Raw genomic sequence first — 18,152 nt, forward strand, 5'->3', positions numbered from 1 at the left:
AGCGGCTGAAACAAATAGAAAATTGTTGCGGCACGCGCCGTTTTCCTGCGGGAGCGCGCCAAAACGCTTTGGAAGATACTTCGGATAGCGGGGACATGGTCCCTGCTCCGAACTGCCGGAGGCAAATGAATGAATAACCAGATTTCCATCGAGAGCGAACTCAAGAAAAGTTATCTCGAGTATTCGCTGAGCGTCATCATAGGCCGGGCCATCCCGGATGTGCGCGACGGGCTCAAGCCCGTGCACCGGCGCATCCTGTTTGCCATGCATGACCTCGGCAACTCCTACAACCGCGCCTACAAGAAATCCGCGCGCGTGGTCGGTGACGTCATCGGTAAATACCACCCGCACGGCGACTCGGCCGTGTATGACGCATTGGTCCGCCTTGCGCAGGATTTTTCCATGCGCGATCCCCTTGTGGATGGTCAGGGTAACTTCGGCTCCATCGACGGCGATGCTGCAGCGGCAATGCGTTACACTGAAGTGCGCATGGCCCGCCTTGCCAGCGAGTTTCTCACCGACATCGAGAAACAGACCGTCGACTTCAGGCCCAACTACGACAACACCCTGAACGAGCCTTCGGTTCTGCCCACCAAGGTGCCCAACCTGCTGCTCAACGGTACCGCCGGTATCGCGGTGGGCATGGCCACCAACATCCCGCCCCACAACCTGGGCGAGCTGGTGGACGGCACCACGCACCTGCTGGACAACCCGGACTGCACGGTCACCGACCTCATGGGTTTCATCAAGGGACCGGATTTTCCCACCGGGGCAACGGTTTTCGGCGGTCAGGGCCTTGTGGACGCCTACAACACCGGCCGCGGCTCCATCAAGATCCGCGGTGTCATGGAGGTTGAGGAACGCAAGGGCAACCGCCATTCCATCGTGGTCAAGGAAATCCCCTATGCCGTGAACAAATCCACGCTGGTGGAAAAGATCGCCCACCTGGTCAACGACAAGAAGATCGAGGGCATCACGGACCTGCGCGACGAATCGGACCGCAACGGCATCCGCATCGTCATGGATCTCAAGCGCGGTTCCATTCCCGATATCATCATCAATTCCCTGTACAAGTTCACCCCGCTGGAAACCAGCTTCGGCATCAACATGATGGCCGTTGTGGGCAACCGGCCCATGCTCCTGAACCTCAAGGAAGTGCTCAACTGCTTCCTCGACCACAGGCGCGAGGTCATCATCCGGCGCACCAAGTTCGATCTGGACAAGGCCGAACGCCGGGTTCACATCCTCGAGGGTCTGCGCATCGCCGTGGACAACATCGACGAAGTGGTCAAGATCATCCGCGCATCCGCTTCCGCGCCCGAGGCCAAGGCCAACCTCATGGAACGCTTCGAGCTTTCCGAGGTACAGTCGCAGGCCATTCTGGACATGCGCCTGCAGCGCCTGACCGGACTTGAGCGCGACAAGCTCATGGAAGAATACAAGGAACTGCTCAAGCGCATCGAATATTACCGCTCCATTCTGGACAACGAGGACGTGCTCAAGGGTGTTATCCGCGACGAGCTGGCCGATGTCCGGAAGATCTACGCCACCGAGCGCAAGAGCGAGCTTTTGCAGCACGATCTGGACAGCATCGACATCGAGGACCTCATCGCCGATGACGAAACCGTCATCACCCTTTCAAGGCGCGGCTACATCAAGCGCACGCCCCTGACCAACTATCAGGCACAGCGCCGGGGCGGAAAGGGCATTGCCGGGGTACAGACCAGCGATGGCGATTTCATCCACACCTTCATGCTGACCACCAACCACAAGTGGTTGTTGCTGTTCACCAACCTTGGCAAGATGTTCAAGATCAAGGCGCATCAGGTTCCCGAAGGCAGCCGGTATGCCAAAGGCGCGCATATCGCCAACCTCCTTCCCCTGGAAAAGGATGAGGAGATCGCAACGGCCATGAGTCTGCAGGAACTGTCCGAGGACCGTTTCTTCCTGTTCGTGACCAAGCGGGGCATGATCAAGCGTTCCAGCATGGACCTGTACCAGAACTGCCGCACCACCGGCATCCGGGCCGTGAACCTCAAGGAAGGCGACGAGCTCATGACCGTGCAGGAAGTGAACCCGGATGCGGACTGCATCCTGGCCACGCAGAAAGGCACGGCCATCCGTTTCAATATCCGCGATGCACGCCCCATGGGCCGCGCAACGGCCGGAGTCAAGGGCATATCCCTGCGTGCAAACGATGAAGTGGTTGCCTGCGTGACCACCAGCGATGCCGACCGTTTCGAGCTGCTGACCGTGTCGCAGGGCGGTTTCGGCAAGCGCACCAACATCGAACAGTACCGGGTCCAGTCCCGCGGGGGCAAGGGCATCCTGAACATGCGCCTGACCGACAAGACCGGCGATGTATTGGGTGCGCGTCTGGTGAATGACACCGACGACATCATCCTGCTGACTTCCGGCAACAAGATCATTCGCATGAACGTCAGCGAGATAACCCTGACCCGTGGACGGGCAACACAGGGCGTGCGCTTGGTGCGCATGGACGAAGAAATCTTCGTGGCCGGATTCGATCTGGTTACGGACAAGGAAATCCAGAAGGACGACGAATCCTGATGCATACGCTCAAGGCGCTGTTTTTGACCGCAGTTATGCTGTGGTGCGCCGCGTGCGGCGGACAGCCCGTGGATGCGGACCTCAAGGCCGCGCGCGAGCAGTATTCGCAGGGATACTACCTGCAGTCCGAAACCGGATACGAGCGGTACCTGCAGCGCAATCCTCAGGGAGAATTCCGCAAGGAGGCCTGGAATCGCCTTTTGAACATTGCCCTGAACATCAAGGGCGATCTCGAGCGTTCCGTGTCCCTGCTGGAAGCCATGAGCCTTGAGGAAAGCCACGACAAGCTGGAACGATGGAAGATCATGTACCAGCTGGGCGACATCTACATGCAGCTGGGAAAACGTTCCAAGGCTGTCGAGACGCTGGAAAAATCGCTGATGCTGGCCGAGGACATGCCTGAGCAGACCGTGAAAACCCAGCTGAGGCTGGCGCGCATTTACCGCCTGCAGGGGAATTATGATCTGGTCATGGAAGCCCTGAACAACTGCGCGGAAAGTGCGTCCACCAATGAAGACAAGGCCACCTGCCTGTATGAATTGGCGCAGAGCTACAGCCTGATCAACAACTGGGGGCTGGTCCGCAAGGCCCTGGAACAGCTGCTGGCCCTTGACAATGTTGATGAGGAAAGACGGGCCATGGCCACATTTCTGCTGGCCGAGGCCTTTGAATACGCACATGATTACGACAAGGTCCGTTCCTTGCTTGAATCGATTCGGGAAACCTATCCGAACCCCAAGGTCGTGGAAGCACGTCTTCGTGCCCTGAAAGGGCAAAAATAGCCGAATAAACGGTCATTGCCGTACAAAAGCCCCCTGTTCGACGCCGAACAGGGGGCTTTCATGTCTGCATTCATCTTTTGCGTTCATGAAATTGCCGGAGAACAACGTCAATGCAATCCGGGTTTTTGTTTGAAACCACCATTATCCTATTGTTTGTAGGGGAATTATTCTTTTGTATCAGATGGATGTGTGCAATCCGAATATTGGGGAAAGTGGCGCAGCGGCAAAAAAACTTTGCCGCTTTGCACAAAAAAGGCAATTTTCAGACAAAAACAACCCTGCTTTTTGGCGCAAATGCATATTTATGATGACACTTATGTCAAAAGTTGATAGGAGTCTTCGCCTATACACAATAATTGTTAAGGAGTGCTGAAACAATGAATTGGCCAAAAAGCAACGATGTTCTCGGCAGTGTGAACCGCGGCAACGCAATCGAATCCGGGCTCTGCACACTGTGCCGCGCCGACTGTCAGGGTAAATGTGAAACCTGGTTGTCTTCCCTGCGTGGGCGCGAAATCCTGTATCCCCGCGATTTCGGTCTGGTTACGGCGGGCAGCGGCAACACAACCCATGTGGGTGTTTCCTACAATTCCCTGCGTATTCAGGGGTTGAACTACGGCGCGTTCGGCTCCGTGAATACCGAAGAAGACCTGCTGTTCACGGACGTGAGTCTGGAAACCTCGTTCGGCGCCGAGGAAAAGACCAAATGTCGCGTTCCGTTCATGACCGGTGCGCTGGGTTCCACTTTCATCGCCGCCAAGTACTGGGATTCCTTTGCCGCGGGTTGCGCGCTCGTGGGCGCGCCCATCGTGGTGGGTGAAAACGTGGTGGGCGTGGACCGCGAATCCGAAATCAGCAAGGGCCGCATCACCAAGGCGCCCGAGCTGGAACGCCGCATCGACACCTACATGCGCTATTACGATGGCTATGGCGCCATCATCGTGCAGATGAACGTTGAAGACACCCGCAACGGCGTGGCCGAATACCTGGCTGAAAAGTATGGCGACAAGGTCATCATCGAACTCAAGTGGGGACAGGGCGCCAAGAATATCGGCGGCGAAATCGAGGTCACCAGCCTGGATTACGCACAGTTCCTCAAGGATCGCGGCTACCTCGTGGACCCGGATCCGGAAAAGCCCGAGGTTCAGGAAGGTTTCAGGCGCGGCGCCATCAAGCATTTCGCCCGCCACAGCCGTCTGGGCTACACCAATCTTTCCACGTACGATCAGGTCCACGACGAGTTCATGACCTCGGTCAACTACCTGCGCAAGCTTGGCTTCAAGCGCATTTCGCTCAAGACCGGCTCCTACGGCATGGAAGCGCTGGCCATGGCCATCAAGTTCGCCTCCGAAGCCGAACTGGATCTTCTGACCATGGACGGTTCCGGCGGCGGTACCGGCATGAGCCCGTGGAACATGATGGAAAGCTGGGGCGTGCCTTCCATCCTGCTGCACGCCAAGGCGCATGAATATGCCAGCCGTCTTGCCGCACGCGGCAAACGCGTGGTGGACATGTCCTTTGCCGGCGGTTTTGCCAAGGGAAGCAACATCTTCAAGGCCCTGGCCATGGGCGCACCCTACACCAAGATGATCTGCATGGGCCGCGCCATGATGATTCCCGGTTTTCTCGGTTCCAACATCGAGGGCGTGCTGCACCCGGAACGCCGCGAAAAGGTCTGCGGCAACTGGGACAAGCTCCCGGCAGCGGTCTCCCGCTACGGCTCCACGGCCGAGGAAATCTTCGCCTGCTATCAGGATGTGGAGAAGAAGGTGGGCAAGGACGAGATGAAGAACGTGCCTCTGGGCGCGGTGGCCATCTGGTGCCTGGTGGACAAGCTCTCCGCAGGACTGCAGCAGCTCATGTGCGGCGGCCGCAAGTTCTCTCTGGAGGACATCACCCGTGCGGACATCGCATCCGGAAACCGCGAAACCGAACGGGAAACCGGCGTCCGCTTCATCACCGACGTGATGGACGAGACCGCAAAGAAGATTCTGGACATGTAGATTCAGATACGCACATCAGCTCATTCAAGGGTCCGGACAATCGTCCGGACCCTTTTTTGTTGATAATTTGTTTCATTTACTAACGGCTTTGACAGTGCGTTTGAAAAGGATCAACGTAAAAATAGGTAAATCCAAAAACAGGGGATGATTCATGGGCGGATCAGCAAGGACACGAACGCATGCGCGAGCCGCGGTATTCTGGGTGCTGCTGGCTGCATGTTTGTTCCCTGCCCAGTCCCATGCCGCCCGGCATGCCTGCCATCACATTCTGCTGGTCAGCTCTTACAGCACCCGCCTGCAATGGAGTGCGGACATCTGCGAGTCCGTTCGGGAAAATATCTACGCCGATGATTATTGCGCCGAGATAACGACCGAATACATGGACACCAAACGATACACCTCGGACGAACATTACCAAAGCCTCACGCGCATGTTCGAGCGCAAATACACCGGTGTTCATTTTGACCTCATCATCACGGCGGACGACAATGCGGCCCGGTTTGTCCTGGGTCTGCGCAAGCGCCTTTTTCCCGGTGTGCCCATGGTCTTTTGCGGGGTCAACGACCTCGACATGGGCAAGAAATTCGACCTTTCCAACACGACCGGGGTTTACGAGGAAGTCGACTTGGCCATGACCGTTGCCGTGATCATGACCCAGAATCCGGACGTGGAAACTATTTATGTGGTCAATGACCGGACCACCACTGGCCTGGCCAACAAGGATCAGTTGGACGCGGTCATGATGGAATTCAAGAACCGGGTGCGGTTCAGGATGTTGCAGGATCTGAGCATGGAGGAAATGCTTCATGCGCTCTCGGATCTGCCGCAAAAGAGCGCGGTTCTGCTCCTGAGCTTTGTTCAGGACCGGCTTGGAGAAAGTTTTACATTCCGACAGAGTATCGGGTTATTCCGTTCCGTGTGCAAACGGCCCATGTACGGCGTGTGGGATTTTTATCTGGGCAAGGGCATTGTTGGCGGCATGATCACCTCGGCCAGCGTGCAGGGGCAAAAGGCCGCGGAAATGGCCTTGCGCATTCTCGGTGGCGAGTCCGCGAGCTCGATTCCCATGCTGCGCAAGAGTCCCAATCAGTACATGTTCGATTACAATGAATTGCAGCATTTCGGCATTGCCGACCACTTTGTGCCGCAATCGAGCGTGATCATCAACGAGCCGCAGAGTTTCTGGCGCACGCATTTCAGGCTGGTGATGTGGGGGTCCATCACTATAGTCGTGCTTCTGTCGCTGATCATGTTCCTGAGCATCGCGGTCATGGCCCGGCGCAAGGCCGAATCCGAGCTTGAACGCATCAATGCCAGCCTTGAGGAACTGGTGGCCGAGCGAACCGATGAATTGCATCATCGCAGCATGGAGCTGGAGGGAGCCAACGCCAAGCTGCAGAAGCTCGACGAGCTCAAGACATCGCTCATGAACACGGTTTCCCATGATCTGCGCACGCCGCTCACGTCCATACTGGGTTTTGCCCTGCTCATCCGCAAGGAACTTTCCAAATTCTGTACGGGCACCTGTGCCGACGCATGTGAATTGCCCGGAATGCGGCGCGTGTTTTCCAACATGGACATCATCATCAAGGAAGCCGAGCGTTTGTCCCGCCTCATCAACGATTTTCTGGACATGTCGCGCCTGGATGCCGGCCGCATGCCGTGGCAGGACCGTGAAATTGATCCGGTGAAACTGGCTGCGGATGCCATCGAGGCCTATTCCGGTGCGTTTAGCGAAAATGCTGATGTGGAATTGATTGCCGAGATATCGGAAACCCTGCCGCCCATCGTCGCGGATTACGATCGTTTGCGGCAGGTGCTGGCCAATCTGCTTGCCAATGCCAAACGCTTTACGAACAAGGGCACGGTGACCCTCAGGGTGCGCGAACAGGACGGATACGTGCTTTTTGCCGTTGCTGATACGGGCACGGGCATTCCGGACGATGAACTCGAGCTGGTGTTCGACAAGTTCCATCAGGCCACGGACAACACCCTGCGCGACAATCTGACGGGCAAGGGCTCGGGCATGGGACTGGCCATCAGCCGCAGCATTGTGAAGCATTATGGCGGCCGTATCTGGGCGGACCACAATCCGGGCGGCGGGGCCGTGATCATGTTCACCATACCGGCACGGCGCGCTTGAGGCGTGTCGTACGCCTGACACGGGTTGTGATCACAACGACAAAAAAAGCCCCGGCAAACCGGGGCTTTTTCATTTGTGTGGGGTATGCCGCCGCTAGAGAATGGGCAGATATTTGTCCAGTTCGAATTCCGTGACCTGGGTACGGTATTCGTCCCATTCCGCGATCTTGTCTTCCACCAGCGCGGTGTGCAGGTGGTCGCCCAGCACTTCCTTCATGAATTTGGACTTCTTGAGCATCATGGCCGCTTCATACAGGGAACCGGGCAGGGCCTTGATCTTGTTGCGCTTGAGCTGGCGGGCGTTCATTTCGAAGATGTCTTCTTCCACCGGATCGGCCAACTTGTAGTTTTCATCCATGCCTCTGAGGCCTGCGGCCAGCATTACGGCAAAGCACAGGTACGGGTTGGCGGCCGGGTCCGGGCAGCGCAGCTCCATGCGGGTGGCGGCCTCCTTGCCCGGCTTGTACATGGGCACGCGCACCAGCGCCGAGCGGTTGCGGCGGGCCCAGGCCATGTAGACCGGGGCTTCATAGCCCGGAACAAGGCGTTTGTAGGAGTTGACCCACTGGTTGGTCACGCACACGAATTCCGGGGCGTGCTTGAGGATGCCCGCGATGTAGCTCTTGCCTTCCGCGGAAAGATGGTATTCGTCGGAAGCGTCGTAAAACACGTTTTTGCCATTTTTGAACAGGGACTGGTGCACGTGCATGCCCGATCCGTTTTCACCGAAGATGGGCTTGGGCATGAACGTGGCGTAGCAGCCGTGCTTGCGCGCGGTTTCCTTGACCACCACGCGGTAGGTCATGGCCGTGTCCGCCATGCGCAGGCCTTCGTCGTAGCGCAGGTCGATTTCATGCTGGGAAGGGGCAACCTCGTGGTGCGAGTATTCGACCTTCATGCCCATGGCTTCCAGCGCGAAGATGATGTCGCGGCGGATGTTGTTGCCGAGATCCAGCGGGGGTGCGTCGAAATAGCCGCCCCGGTCGAGGATTTCCGTGTCCTGGTCGTCGGCAAAGGTGAAGAATTCAAGCTCGGGTCCCACGTAGTAGGTGAAGCCCTTTTCCGCTGCCTGGGCAATGACCTTTTTGAGGATGTAGCGGGAATCCGCGGCAAAGGGTGCGCCGTCCGGGGTGACCACGTCGCAGAACATGCGTGCCACCGGGCGTTCCGTGGGCCGCCATGAGCATATCTGGAAGGTGGTGGGGTCGGGCATGGCCACCATGTCGGATTCGTCGATGCGGCAGAATCCCAGAATGGACGAACCGTCGAAGCCCATGCCTTCCTCAAAGGAGGCTTCCAGCTCGCTGGGCGTGATCTGGAAGGATTTCAGGGTTCCGAGAATATCGACGAACCAGTACTGGATGAAGCTGACGTTGTAGTCCTTGACGGCCTTGAGAACGTCGTCCGCGTTTTTGCAGTTGAAAACGGGAATGTCCATGGGATTCCTCCATTGGTTGGTGGTTTCGGTATTGCAGACCGGAGTGAACCCGGTTGAAAATACAAGCATTGTGCCAAGCAGATGAATGGCAATGATTCAAGATCGTTATCCGATTTCGCGTGTCTGTGTCACGGGAAAAACGGAGTCTGTTTTGCGATTAATGTAAAAAAAGGCGTAAAAAATCGAAAATCGATGACAAATATGTTCACATTGTCCCTACAAGTATCGAAAGTATCGATTTTTTGCCATACATTTGTTCCAAAATGCACCTGAAAAAACCACAGACGTACGTTTTGGTTCTTTTTGCGTGCCAAGCACTTGTGAATTATTTCACCTCTCGGGCAACGCGTTTTTTGTGTGATCATGTGAGCATATGTTTTTCTTCGTTCATTTTGTAACAATGGTTGCCTTGTTTTTTTCCCACTGTATAGAGCGTGATGGTTCCATGCGTCCTGCGGTTTATCGTCCGTTTCGGCGCTTGGGAGGTTCAATCAAAGACAACGCGTTTTTGCAGGAGAATCAAGGTGAGCATTAAATACAAGATATTCATTCCCATCGTGCCGCTCGTGCTGGTGATCGGGCTGGCCGGATACTTTTTGTTGACGGACCAGTTCGACGACCTGCGCTATTCGGTTGCCGACATGATGTTGGGCAACACTGCGGAGAAATTGGCCCTGAACACGGAAAGCGCCGCCATCCGCGCGCAGGAGGAGGCCGCCCTGTTCAGCCGTATGGGCGTGGTGCAAAACGCCTATGCATTGGCGCAGTCCGGCAACATGGACGACGAGAGCGATCCGGCGTCCCAGCAGGCCCGCGAACTGCTGCGCACCGAACTCAAGTCTGTTCTGGACGGGTATTCCGCGAGCACGGGCGGCAATCTCAAGCTGCATTTCCACCTGCCCAACGGCCGCAGCCTTGTGCGCATGTGGCGGAAAAAGCAGGCCAAACGCAACGGCCAGTGGCTGGACGTTTCCGACGATCTTTCCGGGTTTCGCCAGACCGTGCTGGACGTGAACCGCGACGGCCGTTCCCGGCGCGGCGTGGAGCCCGGGCGCGGCGGTTTTGCCATCCGCGGTCTGGCCGCGGTCAAATCCCCGGACGGCAGGCATCTCGGTTCCGTGGAAGTGCTCAAGAGCTACGACGACGTGTTCCGTTTTTTCAAGGATGACGACAACAAGTTCTTTACCCTGTACATGGATGCGGCCTTGCTGCCCACCACCACCAAGCTGCAGGACCCGTCCAAAAACCCGGTGCTGGACAACGCGTTCGTGCGCGTGGCCGGCAAGGCCAACGAGCAGTTGGACAAGGCCGTGACCCCGGCAAACCTCAGGCGCGGTATGCAGGAGCGGGTCATGACCGTTTCCGGCAACTACGCATTGGCCTATGTTCCGGTGAAGGACTACAACGGCAAGCCCATCGGGGTCATTGCCGTGGCCGAAGACATCTCCCTGCAAAACGCCATGATCGGCAGCGCCATGATGCTGGTGCTGGGCATTTTCCTGTGCGCGGTGCTGCTTCCGGCCCTGGCCATTCTCGGGGTGTTGCCCTTTGTCATTTTCCGCCCGTTGGCGCGCATCCGCACCTTTGCCGCGGATGTGGCCACGGGCAATCTGGATGCGTCCGTGCATGTGGACGCCAAGGACGAGATCGGCGAGATCGCGGCTTCGGTGGAACGCATTCCCCGGAGCATGGCCGCCCTGATCGATGAATGCGAGGGCACGGCCGCCAAGGTGCGTACCGGAGAAATGACCGCGCGGGGCGATGTTTCCGGATTCCACGGCGCGTTCGCCCAGATGGTGCGCAGCGTCAACGGGCTGGCCGACACCTTTACCGCCATTTTCGACGCCATGCCCTTTCCCCTGTTTACCGTGGATCGCGATGCGCGGCTGTTGTACGTGAACACATCCACGGCCAGATGCGCGGGCGGTGATGCCGCTTCCTTGCAGGGCAGAAAGTGCGTGGATGCCTTTGGTGACAAGTGCAGCGGCGGGCAGTGGGCCTGCCAGCGGGCCATGGCTTCGCTCAAGGGCGAAAGCGGCAGCAGCACCGTGGAAACCGTCCATGGAACCATGGAGGCGGTCAACCATGCCATTCCCCTGTTCGACGACCGGGGCGAACCCGCCGGCGCGCTGGAGATCGTGGTGGACCAGACCAGCATCGTGGAATCCCGGCGCACCATGGAGCGCATCGCCAATCAGGCCGGGGAGCTTTCCCGGCGTATGGCTGCGGCGTCCACCCAGCTTGCCGAGCGCGTGCACGGTGCCAGCGAGGGGGCCGTGCGTCAGGGCAGGCGCACCACGGAAACGGCCACAGCCATGGAAGAGATGAATGTCACGGTCATGGAAGTGGCCAGAAATTCCAGCCTTGCCGCGGAAAATGCCGAAGCCACCAGAAATCAGGCTCAGGACGGCCACGGCAAGGTGAGCGAGGTGGTCGCCGCCGTAAACGAGGTGGCCAGCCTTGCCTCGGTTCTCAAGGGCAACATGCGCGAGCTGGGCGAGCAGGCCGACGGCATTGGCCGGGTCATGACGGTCATCACCGACATTGCGGATCAGACCAACCTGCTGGCCCTGAACGCGGCCATCGAGGCTGCGCGCGCGGGCGAGGCCGGGCGCGGGTTCGCGGTGGTGGCGGACGAGGTGCGCAAGCTTGCGGAAAAGACCATGGTGGCCACCAAGGAAGTGGGCGATGCCATCAACGCCATTCAGGGCGTGACCGAGCGCAACGTGGTGCAGACCGACAAGGCCGCGCAGGTGGTGGATGACTGCACCGGGCTTTCCCACGCGGCCGGGGATTCGTTGCAGGAGATCGTGAACCTTGCACAGAACATGGCCGATCAGGTGCGTGGCATTGCCACGGCCGCCGAAGAACAGTCCGCAGCGACCGAACAGGTGGCCCGGTCCACGGATGAAATCAACGAAATATCAGAGGAAACCACGGAAATCATGAACCAGTCAGCCGAGGCCTGCGTGGAGCTTTCGCGCGTGGCCAGCGAGTTGGACGCCTTGATCGCTGATTTGAATTCAGGCTCCCAATAAGGGCCCAATCGCTACGTTGCCGCAAAAAGGCCAAAGCCTCGCGTTGGCATGTGTATCAACAAGGCCCGGCCAGCATATGCTGGCCGGGTTTTTCTTTTTAGGCCGGGGTCACGATGGAATGCACGGTGCGGGTGAGCTCCTGCTCGCCCTTGGCCGCGTATATTTCGTACAGGCCCATGATGGTGGCCTGCGAGAACACGTAGTTGCGCAGGCTGTTGAAGCCCTTGGCGTCGTCGGACTTGATGTTGTAGTCGCGCTCGGCAATGGTCTTCATGACCGGGATGGTCCACTGGGCCGCCGGAACGGTCAGGATCCAGTCGTGGTCGCCCAGGTGGCACACGAAACCTTCCTGACGGCGCGGCATGGGCAGGGTCTTGCCGCCCGGCTCCAGCAGGCCGCGTTTGACCGGGTCCACGCCCGCGATGATGGCTGCGGCCGTGATCCAGCCCACCACCTTGGCCTCGTCCTCGGGCGTGCGCGGGTGGTTGTGGGCGCAGGCCTGGGCAACGCAGACCTCGGCGGGCAGGCCGCGAACGATGGATTCGGCCACACCCAGCGGATGATGCTCGCCCGTGCCGCCCAGCTTCATTTCGCCGCGCGATTCACCGTTTTTCTGCCACTGGAAGACCCACGGCTTGTGCAGGTCGTGCAGCAGCTGGGAGGCGATGACCACGTCGCGGTCCAGCAGGTAGTCGTAGACCTCGCGGTAGCCTTCGTACAGGGCCATGGAAACGCGGGTGTTCAGGTCCGTGTGCGTCACCAGCCCGCCCGGGTAGGAATGGTGGCTGCCGTAGCCGCTGCCCGGCGCGGAATAAAAGGGCTGGGGCTCGGCGCTCGCGGATTTGGCCGGGGGCAAAAAGTCTTTCAGGGCCACGTCCTTGAGCAGGCCCTTGGCGGTTAGCTCCTTCCAGATTTCCTTTTTTTCCGAAGAGCCGATGCGCTGCATGAGCGTGGGCGCGGGCTTGGCCATGATGTCCAGCACGGTGGCGCGGATTTTCGGGTTGCGAATCGTGTTGGCCGAGGCGTGCAGGCTGTCCCAGCCGCTCATGACCAGTCCGGACTGCTCGGCCATGGCCTGCGGGGTCATGGCGCGGACTTCGTCCACACAGATGCGGGTGTAGGCGGCCTGCGCCTTTTTGGGCAGTGTACTGGCCGCCACAACGGCTCCGGCCGCAAGGCCGAAGCGAAGAAAGTCTCTGCGTTCCATCTGTGACATGGGGTATTCTCCTTGAATGGCTTGTTGTTCGCGTGAGCGCGAAAATACCATGGGAGATTATAGTCCTTTGCATTGCAGATGGTTACGGCAATGAAAAAGCTTTGCGATATCAGGTTGTGGTTTGGTTACGGAAATGAAGGAGGCGGACTATTCGGCGTGTAGGGCGGCGCGCTGCAGGGCCATTCTGCAGGCCTCAAGCCATGCGGTGCCGTGGCGGCGGCAGGGCTCCAGATGGCAGCCCTCGCCCCACTCGTTCCACGCGTTGATGAACACCAGCCGGTTGTCCGGGGTGTTGCGCATGGTTTTGCGGATGGCGTTTTCCAGATGGTAGGCAAACACGCCCGGCGAGGCGTTGTCAAAGACCAGCGCGGCCTTTTTGTAGCGCGGGGAATTGTCCCAGCCCGGAAACACGCCGTGATAGCGCGTATACGGCGCCGGGGGTTTGAGCAGCATATTGGTGACCGTGGTCTTGTAGTCCACCCTTCTGGGCTGCTGGCCCGGGTTGAGCAGTTGCCCGGCCATGCGCCAGTCCGGCGCGAACTCCACGGCCGCGTCAAAGCCCAGCGTTGCCGGGTCGCGGTCCCAGTCCAGCGCTTCCATGCGCACCAGATGCAGTTCACCCAGACTCAGCTTGTGCGCGCGTTCGCGCCATATGTCGGTGATGCGTTTCGAGTCCGGCATTTCCTCGCTCTGGTACACGCAGAGCATGGGTTTCTGGTCCACGCGGATGTAGCGTCCGTCCGCCAGCAGCGGGGCCACGTCCTCCACGAATGCGCGCATGGATTCGTCGGAATAGTCCTGCGCCATGAGCACCTGCTTGTTCTGGCCGTACCACGCCCGCGTCCAGTCGTGGTTTGCCCAGCAGATGCAGAACGGCAGGTCCGGCCTGCCGGACGCCAGCATGGTTTCGATGGGCGTTTGCAGCAGTTTTTTTCCGCCGAACCAGTAGTAATAATAGCAGAATCCGTGGATGCCGTAGCGGCGGGCCATGTGGGCCTGCATCTGCTGCGCGCGCGGATTGCTCAGGTCGTAGTATTCCAACGGGGAAACTGGCTCGTGCGGCTGGTAATGCCCCTCGAAGCCCGGGGTCGCCCCGCGCACGTTGACCCACTCGGTGAAGCCCTTGCCCCACCATTGGTCGTTTTCCGCAATGGCGTGGAACTGGGGCAGGTACAGGGCTATGAGCTTGGCCGGGTTCATGCGCCCGAGACTATACCGGGCCGGGATTGAAAGACAAGGCTTGAGTCCGCCTGCGGCGGAATTGGATGACAGGATTTGCCTCCGGCGGGCAAGGGACGTGTCCCTTCAGGCTGCCGACAAAGGCCTGATTGCTGCGTTGATGCAAAAAGAGCAACCCCTCGCGTACGTTGAGTACGCGTCGGCCCTGCTTTTTTTTTTCGCCTTGCCCTCAAACCTTTTTCAACAGCCTGTCATATTTGGGGGATTAGCAAAACATACCCTTTCCGTTTTAATTTATTTTTCCCCACACCAAAAACTGCGGCCGTACCGCGGAAGCGGTACGGCCGCAGCGCCAAAAAGTTTGCGGGGTGGGGTTTGGGGAGGGGGCTTTTCAAAGCCTCCCTCCCCGAAAAAAGTCACTCTCCAACCCAATGCGCATACAGCGTTGCCAGCTCGGGCATGTTCAGTTGTTTGAAGTGCCGTTCCAACTCTTGGGCCATGGGTCCGAGGTTCTTGTCCTTGGCCGCATGGTCGAATTGCGCCACAATGGTCTGGGCTTCGGTCCGCATGGTTTGGTCTCCGGCTTTTTGCGCGGCATTCACAAGGAGTCGGCCATGCACGCGTGAGGGAAACAGCCGGGTTTGCAGAAAGCGGATGGAGACCACGGCCGCGTGGTCGCCCTGCCCTGCCCGGATCGCGGCAAGGCGCTCGTAGGCCGGGAGAAAGAGCGGCTCCGAAACCATGAGCCGCAAGCAGGCGTTTTCGTCGGGCTGGTCGGTTTCGCGCAGGAAGCTTTTGCGGATCAGTTCACGGCGGCGTTCGGGCAGCCGGGCAACGGGAGTCATCATTTCGTTGAGCGCGATCTCGTAGCCGTCCCTGCGCAGATGGAAATGAAAATCCGGGTACATGTGGCGCAGGCAGCGTTCCCTGAGCACCTGCGCGTTGTGGCGTTCGTGGTCGTGCCGCCCGCTGGTCTGGCTTTGCAGGTGGTATATCCTGCTTTCCGGCACGAATGCCAACTCATGGCCGTTCTTGCGCACCTGTACGCACAGGTCGAGGTCTTCGCCGCCGTTGACGTATTGCTCGCAGAACATGCCCGCTTGGAGGAACACGGCACGCGGCAGCAGCATGGCCGCGCCGGTCAGGAATTGCAGGGAGCGTTTTTTGCGCACCACCGCATGGTCCACGGGAAAGAACTCGTACAGATGGCAGGGGTGCAGCCGGGGCAGGCAGGCCACGCCCAGATGTTGCACGCGCTCGCCCATGTGGCTCACGGATTCCGGGTAGGCCAGCAACGGCCCGGCAATCCCGGCCCCGTTGCTCAATGCGTCCATCAGCGGCGCGCACCAGTCCGGGGTCAGCAGGGTGTCGTTGTTCAGGAAAAACAGATGCGAGCCGTGCGCACTGCGCGCGCCCAGATTGCAGGCCGGGCCGAAGTTGCTGTTTTGTTCCAGCCGGATGTGCCGGAAGCGTCCGGGAAACAGGGATTCGCCCAGCGGGCCGAGTTGCGCGGCGGTCTCGTCCGAGGAGCCGTTGTCCACCACGATCACCTCGAATTCCACGCCGGGCGGGTGCTGGGCCAGCGAATTCAGGCAGTCCCGGGTCAGCGCGAATTTGTTGAAAACCGGAATGACGATGGAAAGAACGACATGGTCCATGCAGGCTCCGCACGCATTGAGATGGTTTTGTTGTGACAGGTTTAACTTCCTTGGACCGTGCCTAAATGTCAACGGTCAGGAAGGCGCGGATTCGGCGGGGCTTCTTGACGGGGCCATTGCTGCAACCTAAGGTGTCAGACAATGTCCCCCTGTGGGCGATGCGGCGCAATCATTCAGTATTTCGAGATGTTTTCATGGCCATCGAGCACACAATGACATCCATATCCTCAAAAAATACGCCGACCATGGCGCTTAAGATCGACGACAGGATTCCGGCTCCGGACCGGGCGGTCGGCCTTGTGCAAGCCCTTGTGCGGCAGGCCCAAGCCCGTGGCCTGTGCGTGCAGCAGCACGCAACCCGCGAATGGGGCTTGGCGGATCTGGAAACGGACATCTGCGTGCATGTGCTGCATGGCGCGACCCTGTATCACCCCAAGCCGTGGAACCTGAACGTGGCCGTGATACCTGAAGACGTTGCCGAACTCCCGCCCAACCTGCCCCGGTATGATGTGCTGTGCCGCGTTTCCGGCTCCACCGTGGCCATGGAAAGCCCGCAAGGGCTGATCGAACCCGGACAGGCTGCGTTTGCGGATTTGCCCGCCTTTTTGGTTGATGCGCTGACCGACGCATTGGACGAGCCGCCCGTGGCCCGGCGTCTGGAATCGGCGCGGGAGCGGGTGCGCGCCCTGAATGACGAGGGGCCGCTGGTGTCGGTGCTGTTGCCCACCCATGACCGTGTGGAGTTTCTGGGCCATGCCGTGGATTCCGTGCTGGCGCAGACCTACGCCAACTGGGAGCTGCTGGTCATCCAGGACGGCGGGCCGGACGTTTCCGGCGTGCTGGAGGCTCCTGAACCGCGCCGGGATCCGCGCATCCGGCTTTTGCGCACCGAGAGCAACATGGGCAAGCCCGCGGCCCTGAACATGGCCCTTGCGCATGTGCAGGGGGCCTATGTGGCCTATCTGGATGACGACGACATCTGGCTGCCCGAGCATCTCGAGGCGTTGATGCGCATGCTGGTTTTGGCGCCCGGGGTGCGCATGGCCCATTCAGAAGGGGACCGGCTGGAGCGGCGCAGGACGGACAACGGCTGGGAGGTCGACCAGTCCACCCGCACCACGCCCCACAGCGGCCATGTGTCGCTGTATGACATTCTGGAGGACAATTCCATTCTGGGCATCACCGTGGCCCATGAAACGGCATTGTTCAGCGAGGCAGGGCGTTTTGACGAGCGGCTGGATACGCTGGTGGATTTCGACATGTGGCGGCGGCTGGCCGCGCAAACCCACCCCTGCCACGTGCGGCAGGTCACGGCCGAATTTTACGTCTGGGCGCACGACGACCCCGCGCGTTCGCAGATGACCGGCCTGTTCCAGCGGGACCCGGTGCGCTATCTGGCAAACAGGCATTGCATCCTGTCCAAGCGCTTGCCGCAGCCCATGCCGCAGCGTGTCTCGGACCGCTGGGCACAGGTGCGGCGCAAGGCGTGTTTCGATTTTCTGCTGCAGCGGGGCATCACCTTCGTGCAGCACAAGCGGCCCGGCAGGGCGTTGCGGTCCCTGCGGCTGGCCCGGCGTTTCTGCCCGCAAGCCACGGTGGCCCGGCGCAGCCTGGCCGTTGTTTTTTTGCAGGCGGGCGATGCCAAGTCCTGCCTTGCCCTGCTGCAGCATTGCCTGATGGACGGTCAGGGCCGGTTGCCTGCGGATTTTCTCTATGCGGCGCTGGCCCAGCTGCAACTCGGCAGGCCGCACCCGGCATTGGCCCTGTTGGAGCGGCTGGAAACGGAATTCGAATTGTCCGCGCAGGAACGGGAGCTGGCCGATCGCTATGCGGCCATGGCCCGTGAGGTTTTCAAGGGGGAGTAGACTCGCCTCCGGCGGATTTTGACAACAGGATTTCGCCTCCGGCGGGCAAGGGACGTGTCCCTTGCATCCCTGAGTCTGTCCCGCATTCTGCGAATGCGGGACACGGTGGATCGAGAAGAGAAAGTTTATCTTTAACTGTTGTACCCACGCCAAAAATTGCGCCCCGTCCTGCGAAAGCAGGGCGGGGCGCAGTCCCAAAAAGTTTTGGGGGTTTGGGGAGGGGCTTTTTCAAAAGTCCCCTCCCCAAGTGTATTCGTTTC

10 protein-coding genes are annotated in these 18,152 nt (G+C 59.5%); 6 read left to right on the plus strand and 4 right to left on the minus strand.

Features of this window, described 5'->3' with window-relative positions; genetic code table 11:
• Positions 1-129: 129 nt before the first annotated feature.
• The 4 genes from gyrA to F8A88_RS12835 all read left to right on the plus strand — a co-directional run bounded on the left by gyrA (position 130) and on the right by F8A88_RS12835 (position 7,499).
• Entirely contained in the window at positions 130-2,571 is a 2,442-nt protein-coding gene (gyrA, locus tag F8A88_RS12820) for a DNA gyrase subunit A (RefSeq protein ID WP_151151571.1), read from the plus strand.
• Positions 2,571-3,353 (plus strand): tetratricopeptide repeat protein, encoded by a 783-nt coding sequence (locus F8A88_RS12825; RefSeq protein ID WP_151151572.1) that lies wholly within the window; start codon positions 2,571-2,573, stop codon positions 3,351-3,353. Before gyrA ends, F8A88_RS12825 begins: the two co-directional genes overlap by 1 nt.
• A 377-nt stretch (positions 3,354-3,730) precedes the next feature.
• Positions 3,731-5,356, plus strand: a complete 1,626-nt coding sequence (locus F8A88_RS12830; RefSeq protein WP_151151573.1) for a glutamate synthase-related protein — start codon at positions 3,731-3,733, stop codon at positions 5,354-5,356.
• 151 nt (positions 5,357-5,507) lie between these two features.
• Complete coding sequence (locus F8A88_RS12835; RefSeq protein WP_151151574.1) at positions 5,508-7,499, plus strand: sensor histidine kinase; 1,992 nt, start codon at positions 5,508-5,510, stop codon at positions 7,497-7,499.
• 93 nt (positions 7,500-7,592) lie between these two features.
• Here F8A88_RS12835 and F8A88_RS12840 read toward each other — a convergent pair whose 3' ends face one another.
• Positions 7,593-8,936 carry a glutamine synthetase family protein gene (locus tag F8A88_RS12840; RefSeq protein WP_151151575.1) on the minus strand — a complete coding sequence of 448 codons (1,344 nt, stop codon included), beginning with the start codon at positions 8,934-8,936 and terminating at the stop codon, positions 7,593-7,595.
• 524 nt (positions 8,937-9,460) lie between these two features.
• Between F8A88_RS12840 and F8A88_RS12845 the strand changes: the two genes are divergently transcribed.
• Positions 9,461-11,974, plus strand: a complete 2,514-nt coding sequence (locus tag F8A88_RS12845) for a methyl-accepting chemotaxis protein (protein ID WP_194163286.1) — start codon at positions 9,461-9,463, stop codon at positions 11,972-11,974.
• A 97-nt stretch (positions 11,975-12,071) separates the two neighbouring features.
• On the opposite strand, the gene F8A88_RS12850 is transcribed toward F8A88_RS12845, so the two are convergent.
• The 3 genes from F8A88_RS12850 to F8A88_RS12860 all read right to left on the minus strand — a co-directional run bounded on the left by F8A88_RS12850 (position 12,072) and on the right by F8A88_RS12860 (position 16,027).
• Complete coding sequence (locus F8A88_RS12850) at positions 12,072-13,190, minus strand: twin-arginine translocation signal domain-containing protein (protein ID WP_151151576.1); 1,119 nt, start codon at positions 13,188-13,190, stop codon at positions 12,072-12,074.
• A gap of 147 nt (positions 13,191-13,337) precedes the next feature.
• The gene (locus F8A88_RS12855; RefSeq protein ID WP_151151577.1) at positions 13,338-14,390 is read right to left on the minus strand and encodes a glycosyltransferase WbsX family protein; all 1,053 of its coding nucleotides are present in this window, start codon (positions 14,388-14,390) and stop codon (positions 13,338-13,340) included.
• Between the two features lie 395 nt (positions 14,391-14,785).
• A complete protein-coding gene (locus F8A88_RS12860; protein WP_151151578.1) occupies positions 14,786-16,027 on the minus strand; it encodes a glycosyltransferase family 2 protein in 1,242 nt (413 codons plus the stop codon).
• Positions 16,028-16,221: 194 nt separating this feature from the next.
• On the opposite strand from F8A88_RS12860, the gene F8A88_RS12865 reads away from it, so the two are divergent.
• Positions 16,222-17,892, plus strand: coding sequence for a glycosyltransferase (locus tag F8A88_RS12865; protein ID WP_161598417.1), 1,671 nt, complete (start codon positions 16,222-16,224; stop codon positions 17,890-17,892).
• The last annotated feature ends 260 nt before the right edge of the window (positions 17,893-18,152 follow it).

This window comes from Pseudodesulfovibrio senegalensis (assembly GCF_008830225.1).
Taxonomy (GTDB): Bacteria; Desulfobacterota; Desulfovibrionia; order Desulfovibrionales; family Desulfovibrionaceae; genus Pseudodesulfovibrio; species Pseudodesulfovibrio senegalensis.

Excerpts from the sequence above, each read along its gene's own strand:
- gyrA (WP_151151571.1), top strand. The coding sequence starts at position 130 with ATGAATAACCAGATTTCCATCGAGAGCGAACTCAAGAAAAGTTATCTC.
- F8A88_RS12825 (WP_151151572.1), top strand. The coding sequence starts at position 2,571 with ATGCATACGCTCAAGGCGCTGTTTTTGACCGCAGTTATGCTGTGGTGC.
- F8A88_RS12830 (WP_151151573.1), top strand. The coding sequence starts at position 3,731 with ATGAATTGGCCAAAAAGCAACGATGTTCTCGGCAGTGTGAACCGCGGC.
- F8A88_RS12835 (WP_151151574.1), top strand. The coding sequence starts at position 5,508 with ATGGGCGGATCAGCAAGGACACGAACGCATGCGCGAGCCGCGGTATTC.
- F8A88_RS12840 (WP_151151575.1), bottom strand. The coding sequence starts at position 8,936 with ATGGACATTCCCGTTTTCAACTGCAAAAACGCGGACGACGTTCTCAAG.
- F8A88_RS12850 (WP_151151576.1), bottom strand. The coding sequence starts at position 13,190 with ATGTCACAGATGGAACGCAGAGACTTTCTTCGCTTCGGCCTTGCGGCC.
- F8A88_RS12855 (WP_151151577.1), bottom strand. The coding sequence starts at position 14,390 with ATGAACCCGGCCAAGCTCATAGCCCTGTACCTGCCCCAGTTCCACGCC.
- F8A88_RS12860 (WP_151151578.1), bottom strand. The coding sequence starts at position 16,027 with ATGGACCATGTCGTTCTTTCCATCGTCATTCCGGTTTTCAACAAATTC.
- F8A88_RS12865 (WP_161598417.1), top strand. The coding sequence starts at position 16,222 with ATGGCCATCGAGCACACAATGACATCCATATCCTCAAAAAATACGCCG.